Annotated in this window: 12 protein-coding genes; 8 read left to right on the top strand and 4 right to left on the bottom strand. The window is 72.7% G+C overall.

Features of this window, described 5'->3' with window-relative positions; genetic code table 11:
- The first annotated feature begins 8 nt into the window (after positions 1–8).
- Positions 9–1,373 (top strand): MFS transporter, encoded by a 1,365-nt coding sequence (locus IEZ24_RS16605; RefSeq protein ID WP_129455741.1) that lies wholly within the window; start codon positions 9–11, stop codon positions 1,371–1,373.
- Positions 1,374–1,415: 42 nt separating this feature from the next.
- Here IEZ24_RS16605 and IEZ24_RS16610 read toward each other — a convergent pair whose 3' ends face one another.
- A complete protein-coding gene (locus tag IEZ24_RS16610) occupies positions 1,416–2,051 on the bottom strand; it encodes a hypothetical protein (protein ID WP_129455742.1) in 636 nt (211 codons plus the stop codon).
- A gap of 8 nt (positions 2,052–2,059) precedes the next feature.
- Complete coding sequence (typA, locus tag IEZ24_RS16615) at positions 2,060–3,949, bottom strand: translational GTPase TypA (protein ID WP_129455743.1); 1,890 nt, start codon at positions 3,947–3,949, stop codon at positions 2,060–2,062.
- A 266-nt stretch (positions 3,950–4,215) separates the two neighbouring features.
- Here typA and IEZ24_RS16620 point away from each other — a divergent pair, with 266 nt between their 5' ends.
- The 3 genes from IEZ24_RS16620 to IEZ24_RS16630 all read left to right on the top strand — a co-directional run bounded on the left by IEZ24_RS16620 (position 4,216) and on the right by IEZ24_RS16630 (position 7,445).
- Positions 4,216–4,983 (top strand): hypothetical protein, encoded by a 768-nt coding sequence (locus tag IEZ24_RS16620; protein ID WP_129455744.1) that lies wholly within the window; start codon positions 4,216–4,218, stop codon positions 4,981–4,983.
- Positions 4,984–5,041: 58 nt separating this feature from the next.
- Positions 5,042–6,370, top strand: a complete 1,329-nt coding sequence (locus IEZ24_RS16625) for a protealysin inhibitor emfourin (RefSeq protein WP_129455745.1) — start codon at positions 5,042–5,044, stop codon at positions 6,368–6,370.
- Between the two features lie 79 nt (positions 6,371–6,449).
- The gene (locus tag IEZ24_RS16630) at positions 6,450–7,445 is read left to right on the top strand and encodes a DNA topoisomerase IB (protein ID WP_129455746.1); all 996 of its coding nucleotides are present in this window, start codon (positions 6,450–6,452) and stop codon (positions 7,443–7,445) included.
- 27 nt (positions 7,446–7,472) lie between these two features.
- On the opposite strand, the gene serC is transcribed toward IEZ24_RS16630, so the two are convergent.
- A complete protein-coding gene (gene serC, locus IEZ24_RS16635) occupies positions 7,473–8,594 on the bottom strand; it encodes a phosphoserine transaminase (RefSeq protein WP_129455747.1) in 1,122 nt (373 codons plus the stop codon).
- 113 nt (positions 8,595–8,707) lie between these two features.
- On the opposite strand from serC, the gene IEZ24_RS16640 reads away from it, so the two are divergent.
- From IEZ24_RS16640 to IEZ24_RS16650, 3 genes are all read left to right on the top strand, one after another.
- The gene (locus tag IEZ24_RS16640; RefSeq protein ID WP_242498524.1) at positions 8,708–9,208 is read left to right on the top strand and encodes a GNAT family N-acetyltransferase; all 501 of its coding nucleotides are present in this window, start codon (positions 8,708–8,710) and stop codon (positions 9,206–9,208) included.
- Between the two features lie 2 nt (positions 9,209–9,210).
- Positions 9,211–9,576 (top strand): thiol-disulfide oxidoreductase DCC family protein, encoded by a 366-nt coding sequence (locus IEZ24_RS16645; RefSeq protein ID WP_207206854.1) that lies wholly within the window; start codon positions 9,211–9,213, stop codon positions 9,574–9,576.
- 87 nt (positions 9,577–9,663) lie between these two features.
- Positions 9,664–10,302: a hypothetical protein gene (locus IEZ24_RS16650; RefSeq protein WP_129455748.1), complete on the top strand. Its 639-nt coding sequence runs from the start codon at positions 9,664–9,666 to the stop codon at positions 10,300–10,302.
- Here the strand turns inward: IEZ24_RS16650 and IEZ24_RS16655 are convergent.
- Positions 10,275–11,378 (bottom strand): citrate synthase 2, encoded by a 1,104-nt coding sequence (locus tag IEZ24_RS16655; protein WP_129455749.1) that lies wholly within the window; start codon positions 11,376–11,378, stop codon positions 10,275–10,277. The genes IEZ24_RS16650 and IEZ24_RS16655 overlap by 28 nt on opposite strands.
- An 89-nt stretch (positions 11,379–11,467) precedes the next feature.
- Here IEZ24_RS16655 and pdxH point away from each other — a divergent pair, with 89 nt between their 5' ends.
- Positions 11,468–12,106 carry a pyridoxamine 5'-phosphate oxidase gene (gene pdxH, locus IEZ24_RS16660; protein WP_129455750.1) on the top strand — a complete coding sequence of 213 codons (639 nt, stop codon included), beginning with the start codon at positions 11,468–11,470 and terminating at the stop codon, positions 12,104–12,106.
- Positions 12,107–12,187 lie beyond the last annotated feature (81 nt).

Here is a 12,187-nt window from a genome sequence, read left to right on the forward strand (position 1 = left end):
CTTCCTCGATGAGCCCAGCACCCGACGCCGCCCCTGATGCCGCGGCCACGAGCGCGCAGGCGGACGACTCCCGTCGCGTCTCGCTGCTCCTCGGGCTCCTCTTCGGCCTGGCCGGCATGGGCTCGTCGAGCGCCGCGGTGGCGCTGGCCCTGCTCGGCGAGGACCTCGGCGTCAGCTCCGGGCTGGCGGCGTGGGCGATCAGCCTCTACGTCCTGATGCTGGCGGTCACCACCGCCCTCTACGGCCGGATCTCCGACCTCGTCGGCGTCCGCGGTCCGCTGCTCGCGGGACTGGTGCTCATGTCGATCGGCGCGCTGGTCGCAGCCCTCGCGCCCACCTTCGAGGTGCTGCTCGGCGCGCGCATGGTGCAGGGCGCCGGCGCCGCGGCGGTCCCGACGCTCGGCGTGACCATCCTGTCCGCGAAGTACACCGGCGAGGTGCGCGGACTCGCCTTCGGGCGGCTCGCGGGAGTCGCCGCGGCTGTGAGCTGCCTCGGACCGCTCATCGGCGGGCTCGTCGAGGCGGCCTGGGGCTGGCGTGCCGTGATGGCGCTGCCGATCCTCGGCGCGCTGGTCGTGCCGCTGCTCTGGCGGGCCCTGCCGACCGGTGGCAGCGGCGCGCGGCTCGACGTCGTCGGCGCGATCCTCGTCGCCCTCACCGCCGCCGGCATGGTGCTGCTCGTGCAGTCGCCGTCGGCGGGCCTGCTGGTGGCCGCCGTCGGCGCAGGACTGCTCGTGCTGGGCGTGCCCGCGGTGCGCGCGACCGTACGCCGGCGTCCCGACGGCTTCCTGCCCGTCGAGGTGATCCGCAACGCCACCGTCGTCCGCAGCGCCGTCGCCGCGTCGGCCGTCCCCGCGTCGTGGTTCGCCATGCTCATCGCGCTGCCGGCCGTGCTGCTTGGCGAGGGCTGGGAGGCGTGGCAGGTCGGCCTCGCCATGGTGCCCAGCGCCGGCGTGGCGCTGCTGGTCCCGCAGGTCGCCGGGCCGATGCTCAACCGGATCGGGCCGAGCCGCGCCCTCGCCGTCGCCGGCCTCGTCGCCTCGGCCGCGCTGCTGGTGGCGACGGTCGGTGCCTGGGCGACGAGCGCGACGGTGCTGGTCGCCGGCATCATCCTGGTCACCTTCGCCTTCGGCCTCGGCCAGCCTGCGTTGAGCGCCGTCGTCGGCGACGCGGTCCACCAGGACGTACGCGGGGTGGCGCTGGGCGTCTCGACGCTGCTCTTCCTCATCGGCGGCAGCGTCGGCTCCGCCGTGGTCGCGGGCATCAGCGGCCCGCTGGGCATGCCCGTCGCGCTCCTGGTGCTCGCGGTCCTGCCGCTGCTCGGCCTCGTCGTGCTGGCGCCCACGCTGCGCGCGGAGCCGGTCGCGGACTGACGCACCGCCACCGAGGAGCGCGGCCCGCGGGCAGGTGCAGGGTCAGCCCTGCGCCGAGCGGGCACGCTCGGCCAGGGCGACCGCGGCGCGCTGCACGACCGGCAGCTCCTCGGGGTCGCGGGCCGCCTCGTGGGGGACCGCTCCGCCGAGGAGCGCGGCGGGACTGGTGAGCCAGATCCACGCGCGCCACGGGTCGACCGCGGCGAGCAGCGGCTCGAGCACCGTCAGCAGCTCGGTGCGCACCTCGCCCGTCTCGTCGAGCTGGAACCTCGGCACCAGGATCGCGCCCTCGTGCCCGACGAGCAGGAGCGTGCGCCGCTCGGCGGCCTTGTGCACCGCGAAGCGGGCGGCGTTGGTCGAGACGCCGCGCAGCGCCGCGACCCCGGCGTAGTCGAGCCAGCCGCCGTCGAGCAGCTCCTGCCGCAGCCGGGACTCGCGACGGAGCCGGACCAGTGCGACCGGTACGGCGTGGGCGGGGTCGTCGCCCTGCGCGCGCAGCAGCCGGTCGAGCTCAGCGAGCCGGTCGGCGTCGAGCGGCTCGCCCGTCGTGGGCTCGGTCCAGCGCACGTCGGCGCCCGCGCGCTCGTACGTCGGCAACCCGGCCGCGGCGAGCTGGTCGGCGAGGCCGAGGCCCTCCAGCCAGTCCGCCAGCTCGTGCGCGAGGTCACCGTCGGGCACGGTCGGGCCTACTTGTTGGCCTTGCGCGCGCGGGACGCGGTCTTGGCACGCGCGTTGGCGTCGAGCACGACCTTGCGGATGCGCACCATCTCCGGGGTGACCTCGACGCACTCGTCCTCGCGGCAGAACTCCAGGCACTGCTCGAGCGAGAGGCGCTTCGGCGGGATCAGCTTCTCGAAGTTGTCGGAGGTGGCGGACCGGATGTTGGTCTGCTGCTTCTCCTTGGTGATGTTGACGTCCATGTCGTCGGCGCGGGAGTTCTCGCCGACGATCATGCCCTCGTAGACCTCGGTCGCCGGCTCGACGAAGAGCACGCCGCGCTCCTGCAGCGACGTCATGGCGTACGCCGTCGCCGCGCCGGCGCGGTCGGCCACGAGCGAACCGTTGTTGCGCGAACGGATCTCGCCGGCCCACGGGAAGTAGCCCTCGGAGATGTGGTGCGCGATGCCGGTGCCGCGGGTCTCGGTGAGGAAGTCGGTGCGGAAGCCGATCAGGCCGCGCGAGGGGACGACGAAGTCCATCCGGACCCAGCCGGTGCCGTGGTTGGTCATGCCCTCCATGCGGCCCTTGCGGGCGGCGAGGAGCTCGGTGATGGTGCCGAGGTACTCCTCCGGCGCGTCGATCGTGAGGCGCTCGAACGGCTCGTGCAGCTTGCCGTCGATCTCGCGCGTGACGACCTGCGGCTTGCCGACGGTGAGCTCGAAGCCCTCGCGACGCATCTGCTCGACCAGGATCGCCAGCGCGAGCTCGCCGCGGCCCTGGACCTCCCAGGCGTCCGGGCGCTCGGTCGGGAGGATGCGCAGCGAGACGTTGCCGACGAGCTCGGAGTCCAGGCGGTCCTTGACGAGGCGGGCGGTGACCTTGGAGCCCTTGACCTTGCCGACGAGCGGCGAGGTGTTGGTGCCGATGGTCATCGAGATGGCCGGCTCGTCGACGTGGATGAGCGGCAGCGCGACCGGGTTCTCGGCGTCGGCGAGCGTCTCGCCGATGGTGATCTCGGGGATGCCCGCGATCGCGCAGATGTCGCCGGGTCCGGCGGACTCGCCGGGCTTGCGCTCGAGGCCCTCGGTGACGAGCAGCTCGGTGATGCGGACGTTCTTCACGTCGCCGTCGCGGCGCATCCAGGCCACGGTCTGGCCCTTCTTGAGGGTGCCCTGGTGGATGCGCAGCAGCGCGAGGCGGCCGAGGAACGGCGAGGAGTCGAGGTTGGTGACGTGGGCCTGCAGCGGCGCCTCGTCGTCGTACTGCGGGGCGGGGATGGTCTCGAGGATCGTCTTGAAGAGCGGCTCGAGGTCCGAGCCCGCGGGCATGGACCCGTTCTCGGGCTGCTCGAGGGAGGCGATGCCGGCCTTGCCCGAGGCGTACACGACGGGGAAGTCGAGCGCGTCCTGGCTGTGCGACTCGTCGAGCAGGTCCATGAACAGCTCGTAGGACTCGTCGACGACCTCGCTGATGCGGGCGTCGCCGCGGTCGGTCTTGTTGACGACCAGGATCACCGGCATGTCGGCGTTGAGCGCCTTGCGCAGCACGAAGCGCGTCTGGGGGAGCGGACCCTCGGAGGCGTCGACCAGCAGCACGATGCCGTCGACCATCGACAGGCCGCGCTCGACCTCGCCGCCGAAGTCCGCGTGGCCGGGGGTGTCGATGATGTTGATCGTCATGCCCTCGGGTGCCGACGGGCCCGTGTAGTGGACCGCGGTGTTCTTCGCGAGGATCGTGATGCCCTTCTCGCGCTCGAGGTCGCCGGAGTCCATGACCCGGTCGGCGACGCTCTCGGCCTGGTGCGCGGTGAAGGCGCCGGCCTGGCGGAGCATCGCGTCGACCAGCGTGGTCTTGCCGTGGTCGACGTGGGCGACGATCGCGACGTTGCGCAGGTCGGTGCGGGACTGGGTGGACATGCAGGGGCCTTCCGGGCGGAGACAGGGCTGTGCGAGAGCGGACGAGGCCCGAAGGGCCGGGCGCGGCCAGCACGGCCGCAGCGTGTCGAGTCTAGTGCGCGGGGCGGCAGATCGAGATTTCGCGGACCCAGCGGGCTCGGGTGTGATCAAGGCCTCCCGGCGAATGATCCGGGCTGTAACTGTGTGTTACCGCCGCGTGGCCCGGTGCTCCCTACGGTGGGGCCGTCCCTGAGGACCGGGACCCCGTACTCGGACTGGAGCACAGCATGGCCACTGCCTCGACCCACGCCTCGACCCACGCCCGGCCGTCCCGCCGCACGGTCACGCGCACTGTCGCCTGGACCGTCCCCGTGGTCGCGGCCTCCGCCGCGGTGCCCGCGTACGCCGCCTCGTGCACGCCGCTCACGGGCGCGTCCTTCGCGTCCTGGTCGGGCACCGTCTCCAACGGCGGCCTGGACTACGTGCAGACCTACACGCCTCCGTCCGGGGCGTCGGCCGCGCCGATCACGATGAGGATCGCGGCGAGCTACACGGGATTCGTGAAGGCCGGCAGCGAGGGCGGAAACGGTCCGAGCCTGTACGACGTCTACGACCCGGTCGGCGGCACCGGGAAGCCGGGGCTCGGGCTCATCCAGAGCGTCACCCGGCGGATGGACCGCCCCGCTCCCGGACGCAACGCGCGGGGCGCCTACACGTTCTCGTTCAGCAAGCCGGTGAGCAACCTCGTGCTCACCTTCACCGACATCGACCAGACCGCTGGAGACTTCCGCGACCGCGCCGAGCTGGACGGCTCCTGGACCGAGGTCGCTCGCGGGAGCGGTGTGTCGGGTGCCGGGACGCAGACGTCCCCGTGGGCGGGCGGTGCGGCCTACAGCGACAGCTCGAGCGGTGCCGGGAACGTCACGGTCAGGTTCGCCGGTCCGCTGACGAGCTTCACGCTGACCTACTGGAACGCCGAGACGAGCTGGAGCGGGGTCGACCGGAACCAGGCGGTCTTCGTCACCGACGTCAGCTTCGACTACCAGCCCTGCTGAGTCGCCCCGCCCGGGCGCACCCCTTCCGGCTGTCGGACCGGACAGGTAGACCTGTCCCATGACCTCTCGGGACACCCACTCCGCTCCTGCTCCGCGCTGCACCTTCATCCCGCCCTGGCTGGCCGAGCGGGTCGACGGCCCCGAGGCGGCCGCGCGTGACGAGGCGGTGCGCCGCCTGCGCGCGCAGCGCGGGGTCGAGGCTCGCGCCGCCTCCACGGTGGCTGTCGAGGGGGTGGGCGTCGCACCGGTCTGGACGGTCCACGACGCGGGGTCGTCGACCAGGCTGCCGGGCACGCCGGCCCGGCGCTCCGGAGAGCCCGACACCGGGGACGTCGCGGTCGACGAGGCCGCCACCGGCATCGAGGCGACGCTGCAGATGTTCCTCGAGGACCTCGCACGCAGCTCCCACGACGGCGCCGGCGCCCCGGTGAGCCTCACGGTGCACTACGGCTCCGACTACAACAACGCCTTCTGGGACGGCACCCAGCTGGTGTTCGGCGACGGCGACGGCCGCGTGTTCGAGCGGTTCACCAAGCCCGTCGACGTGCTCGCCCACGAGTTCTCCCACGCCGTCATCGAGCACACCGCCGACCTCACCTACCGCGGCCAGTCGGGCGCGCTCAACGAGTCGGTCGCCGACGTGTTCGCGTCCTGCCTCAAGCAGCGCCTGCTCGGCCAGGAGGCCGCCGACGGCGACTGGCTCATCGGCGAGGGGATCTTCATGCCGTCCGTGCAGGCCCGGGCACTGCGCGACATGGCGGCGCCCGGCACGGCGTACGACGACCCCGAGGTCGGCGCGGACCCGCAGGTCGGCCACATGGACGACTACATCGTGACCACCGCCGACAACGGCGGCGTGCACCTCAACTCCGGCATCCCCAACCGGGCCTTCCACCTCGCGGCGCTCGCCGTCGGCGGCAGGGCGATCGAGGGCGCGGGCCGGATCTGGTACGACGCGCTGGTCGGCGGCGCGGTCCCTCGCGGCGCGGACTTCGGCACCTTCGCGGCGGCGACCGTCGCTGCCGCCGGCGAGCACGCCGACGCGGTGCGCGACGCCTGGCGGCAGGTCGGTGTCGAGCCCGGCCGCGCGTCGGCGCCCGCCCCCGAGCCGCAGCCCGGAGGGCGTCTGCGCGTCGAGCGCAGCGGGGGCTTCGCCGGTCGCTCCGAGGCGGCCGAGGTCGACGTCGAGGCCTCCGGGCTGGGCCCGCTCGTCTCGGCGGCGGTGTGGTCCGCGGCGGCCAAGGACGCCCGGCCGCACCCCGACATGTTCGTCTACACGTTCACCGTCGAGGGACACGAGCCGGTGCGGGTGCCCGAGCACCTGCTCACCGACAGCCAGGCCGAGCTCGCCCGGCAGGTGCTGCGCCCCGGCACGTCCGAGGTGTGACGTCGGTCGCCGGCGCGGGCCGCGGGACCCCTCCCTGTGGGTGTCCGCCACCACGTGGGTCGACCAGTAGGTTCGCCGCATGCCGCGACTGAGGCGTACGTTCCCCGACCAGCCAGGCTGGACCCGACGCCGGGCCGGCAAGGGGTTCACCTACCTCGACCAGCACGGCAACCGGCTGGACGAGGAGCAGGTCCAGCGGTGCAAGGACCTCGTCATCCCGCCGGCGTGGAAGGACGTGTGGATCACGCCCTACCCCAACGGCCACCTCCAGGCGGTCGGCACCGACGACGCGGGTCGTCGGCAGTACATCTACCACCCGCACTGGCGCGCCAGCCGGGACGCCGCGAAGTTCGACCGGATCCTCGGCTTCGGCAAGGCGCTGTCCAAGGCCCGCGAGCGGGTGCTGGCCGACATCGGCGCCGAGGGCATGTCGCAGGAGCGCGCGTGCGCGGTCGCCGTACGCCTCCTCGACCTCGGCTACTTCCGCATCGGCAACGACGTCTACACCGACACCAACGGCTCCTTCGGCCTGACCACGATGCTCCGGGAGCACGTGTCGCGGCACCGGGGCGGGCTGCGGTTCTGCTTCGTCGGCAAGTCGGGCGTCGAGCACTGCATCGACATCGACGACCCGGCCGCCGTGGGTGCGCTCGACGTCATGCGCCGCCGCCGTGGTGGCGGCGACCAGCTGTTGGCGTGGAAGGACGGCCGCACCTGGCGCGGTCTCTCCTCCGCCGACGTCAACGACTACATCCGCACGTGCTTCGGGATCGAGGCCACGGCCAAGGACTTCCGCACCTGGCACGCGACGGTGATCGCCTCGGCCGCGCTGGCGGAGTCCGACGAACCGGGGAAGACGAAGGCGTCGCGCAAGCGCGCGGTCGCGAGCGCGATGAAGGAGGTCTCGGAGTTCCTCGGCAACACCCCGACCCTGGCGCGCACGGCGTACGTCGACCCGCGCGTCGTCGAGGCCTACGAGCGCGGGCGCACGATCAAGGTGCGCGCCTCCTACGACACGGACGACGCGCGCCAGGCTGCCCTGGAGCGCGCCGTCCTCAAGCTGCTGACGGGCTGACTGCGCCTTGCCCGAGTGCGGTGGACCTCAGCTGTTCTCGACGACGAAGTCGATCGCCGCGGTGAGCTTCTCGACGTCGGCGGGGTCGATCGCGGGGTACATCGCGATCCGCAGCTGGTTGCGGCCGAGCTTGCGGTAGGGCTCGGTGTCGACGATGCCGTTGGCCCGCAGGGTCGCGGCGATCGCGGCGGCGTCGATCGACTCGTCGAAGTCGATCGTGCCGATGACCAGAGAGCGGTCGGCCGCCTCGGTGACGTACGGCGTGGTCCAGGCGGTGCGCTCGGCCCAGCCGTAGAGCGCGTCGGAGGACGCGGTGGTGCGCTCGACCATCGCCTTGAGCCCGCCCTGGCCGTTCATCCAGTCGAGCTGCTCGGCCATCAGGAAGAGCGTGGCGACCGACGGGGTGTTGTAGGTCTGGTTCTTCGACGAGTTGTCGATGGCGGTCGGCAGGTCGAAGAACGGCGGGACGTAGCGGTCGCTCGCCGCGATCTCCTCCGCGCGGGCCAGCGCGCGCGGCGACATCAGGGCGATCCAGAGGCCGCCGTCGGAGGCGAAGCACTTCTGCGGGGCGAAGTAGTAGGTGTCGACCTGGTCGAGGTCGACGGGCAGGCCGCCGGCGCCGGAGGTCGCGTCGACCAGCACGAGAGCGTCGTCGTCGATCCCCGCCGGGCGGCGTACGGGCGCCATCACCGCGGTGGAGGTCTCGTTGTGGGCCCAGGCGTAGGCGTCGACGCCGTCCTCGGCGACCGCGTCGGGACGAGAGCCGGGCTCGCTGGTGATGACCGACGGGTCGGCCAGCCACGGCGCCTTCTTGGCCGAGGTGGCGAACTTGGAGGAGAACTCGCCGAACGACAGGTGCTGGCTCTTCTCGCGGATCAGGCCGAAGCAGGCGATGTCCCAGAACGCGGTGGCGCCGCCGTTGCCGAGCACCACCTCGTAGCCCTCGGGCACGTCGAAGAGCGCGGTGAGACCCTCGCGCACCCGGCCCACCGTCTTCTTCACCGGCGCCTGCCGGTGCGAGGTGCCCATCAGCGACGCGCCGGTCGCGGCCAGCGCGTCGAGGTGGCTGGTCTGGATCTTGGACGGGCCCGCGCCGAAGCGGCCATCGGCCGGGAGGAGGTCGGCGGGGATCTTCAGGGCGTCGGTCATGGAGGAACCTCACGTGGATCACGGTGGACACGGAACGGCGGTCCTGACGACGCTGTCAGCGGGTCCTAGTCTGTCACCTTCCCGACGACGTCTCACATGGGGGGATCCGACACGTGCCTGCACCCGGGCTGCGCATCGAGCGACTGCCGATCACCCATCCCGACGCCATGCTGCTGGTCGAGGCCGTGCAGGAGGAGTACGTCGCACGCTACGGCGGCCGCGACGAGTCGCCCGTCGACCCGCATGACTTCGAGGACCCGCTCGGACAGTTCTTCGTCGGCTACCTCGACGGCACGCCGGTCGCGACCGGCGCCTGGCGGCGCAGCTCGGTGAGGGCGCTCGGCGCCGAGGTGACCGCGGAGGTCAAGCGCATGTACGTCGTCCCGGCCGCGCAGCGCCGCGGGCTCGCCCGCCGGATGCTGGCCCACCTCGAGGCCACGGCCGCCGAGGCCGGCGTCGAGGCGCTCGTGCTGGAGACCGGGATGAAGCAGCCGGAGGCGATCTCGCTCTACCTCTCCTCGGGCTACGAGCCGATCCCCGGCTTCGGCCACTACTGCGGCTCGGAGCTGAGCCGCTGCTTCGGCCGTCGCATCCACGACCCGCGTAGCCTGTGAGCGTGCCCCGCGGACTGATGCTCAACGACGCCGACTGCGGCTTCTGCATGCGCACCGCACGGCTGGTGCCGAGGCTCGGCGTCGACGTCGACGCCTCCACTGTCCAGGCCGCGGACCTCGCCGCCCTCGGCGTCGACCCGGTCCGTGCGGTCGTGGAGATGCCCTACGTCCACCCCGACGGCCGGGTCGACTACGGCCACCGTGCCTTCGCCGCGATCCTGCGCACCGGACCGCTGCCGTGGCGCGCCGTCGGGCGCGTGATGACCGCCCCGGGCGTCGACGCGGTGGCGCGCCGGACGTACGCCTGGGTGGCCGCCAACCGGCACCGGCTGCCGGGCGGCACCGCCGCCTGCGAACTACAGCAGTGATGTTCTGACGATCCCCTGACGCCTGCGCGTGGGGCCGCATACGGTCCCTGTGCCGGATGTGGTCACAGGGGAAGGTGGGACGTCTCGATGCGAGCGCCACTGCGTGCCGTCACGCGAGTCGCGGGTACGTGCGCCCTCGTGCTCGGCCTGCTCTCCGGCACCCTGGGTGCCGCAGCGGCCGACGAGCCGAGCAGCCGGCGCGGGACCGTCACGTCCTCGGCGCCGTACCTCATGCCGATGGAGCCGTACGCCGGCTACCAGCCGCAGACGACCTGCCGGCGCACTCCGAGGGCCGGGGTGCTGATGCTCGCCGACTGGCTCGTCGCACGCGGCGGCGGCTACGGCACGATCGCTCGTGACTGCGCGGGGTCGAGCCGCAGCGAGCACAAGGAGGCGCGCGCCTTCGACTGGATCCTCGACGCCACCGACCCGGTCGAGAAGGCCCTGGCCGACGCGATGATCGAGGAGATCCTCGCCCCCGACGACACCGGCCAGCCGCACGCGCTCGCCCGCCGGATGGGGATCATGTACGTCATCTGGGACGACCGGATGTACGCCTCGTACGACGGGTTCGTCGCCAAGCGCTACTTGAGCTCCGGCTGCCGCAACCGGCGGACGTGCTCACCCACCCTGCGGCACCGCGACCACGTGCACATCTCGCTCACGCGCCGTGGCGCGAACGGCAAGACGTCCTGGTACTACGCCCAGGCCTCGTCCCAGCCCTGAACCTCGCTCGCCGGCCGGGTGCTCGGCCCGGCGTAGACGGCGGACGGCCTGATCAGCCGGCCGGTCGTCTTCTGCTCGAGGATGTGCGCCGACCAGCCGCCCGTGCGGGCACAGGTGAACATCGAGGTGAACATGTGCGCCGGCACCTCGGCGAAGTCGAGGACGATCGCCGCCCAGAACTCGACGTTGGTCTCCAGCACCCGGTCGGGGCGACGCTCGCGCAGCTCGGCGAGGGCGGCCTTCTCCAGCGCCTCGGCCACCTCGTAGCGCGGCGCGTCGAGCTCCTTGGCCGTGCGTCGCAGCACCCGGGCGCGCGGGTCCTCGGCGCGGTAGACGCGGTGGCCGAAGCCCATCAGCCGCTCGCCGCTGTCGAGCAGCTCCTTGACGTAGGACGACGCGTCGCCGTCGCGCTTCTCGACCTCCTCGATCATCCCGAGCACGCGCGACGGGGCGCCGCCGTGCAGCGGACCGGACATCGCCCCGATGGCGCCGGAGAACGCGGCGGCCACGTCGGCGCCGGTGGAGGTGATGACGCGCGCGGTGAAGGTCGAGGCGTTCATGCCGTGCTCGGCCGCCGACGACCAGTAGGCGTCGATGGCGTGCGCGTGCTTGGGGTCGGCCTCGCCGCGCCAGCGGATCAGGAACCGCTCGGCGAGGGTGCGACCCTGGTCGACCTCGGCCTGGCTGACGACCGGCTTGCCGAGGCCGCGGGCGGACTGCGCGGCGTACGACAGCACCATCACCGCGACGCGCGAGAGGTCGAGGCGGGCCTGCTCGTCGGAGATGTCGTAGGTCTGGCCCATCCCGAGCATCGGCGCGAGCATCGCCACTGCGGCCTGCACGTCGGCGCGCACGTCACCGGTGTGGATGGAGATGTTGTAGGGCTCGGCGGGCGGCAGGCCGGGGGAGTAGGTCCCGTCGACCAGCAGGCCCCAGACGTTCTCGAAGGGGACGCGGCCCACGAGCTCCTCGATGTCGACGCCGCGGTAGCGCAGCGCCGACCCCTCCTTGTCGGGCTCGGCGATCTGCGTCTCGAACGCGACGACACCTTCGAGGCCGTGCTGGATCTCGGTCATGCCACTCCTTCGTGGTCCTCCGTGCATCAGGCGCCCCGGGAGAACTGCACGGGACGGCTCATTGTGCACCCCGCCGCTACTGTCCCCCTATGGACCTCTCCGGACTGCGCGAGGAGTACGGCCGTGGCGGCCTGGACCTGCCCGACCTGGCCGACGACCCGATCGAGATGTTCGAGCGGTGGCTGCAGCAGTCCTTGGACGCGGGCCTCCACGAACCCAACGCGATGGTGGTCTCCACTGTGTCGCGCGACGGTCGGCCCTCAAGCCGGACCGTGCTGCTCAAGGGTGTCGGACCCGCCGGCTTCGTCTTCTACACCAACCACGCCTCGCGCAAGGGGGAGGAGCTGGCCGCCAACCCGCGCTGCGCGCTCCTCTTTCCCTGGTACGCCCTCGAGCGGCAGGTGCGCGTCGAGGGCGTCGCGACCACGCTCGACGACGCCGAGGTCGAGGCCTACTTCCGGTCCCGCCCCCGCGGCGCCCAGCTGGGAGCGTGGGCCTCGGCCCAGTCGAGCCGGGTGGACTCGCGTGCGGCCCTCGCCGAGGCGTACGCCCGGGCGCACGAGCGGTTCGGCGACGACGGTCCGGTGCCGGTGCCCCCGACGTGGGGTGGCTACCGCGTCGCCCCCGAGGCCGTCGAGTTCTGGCAGGGGCGGCCGAGCCGGATGCACGACCGCCTCGTCTACCGCCGCGACGGGGAGCGGTGGGTGGTGGAGCGGCTCGCGCCGTAGCGGGCTTCGGGGCCGCCAACTCGCCAGTTGGTTCGCCAACTCGTCGGTTGGCAGCACAACCCCGCGCCAGCGCAAAGCCGC

Origin of the sequence: Nocardioides ganghwensis (assembly GCF_014779655.1) — a bacterium.
Lineage (GTDB): Bacteria > Actinomycetota > Actinomycetes > Propionibacteriales > Nocardioidaceae > Nocardioides > Nocardioides ganghwensis.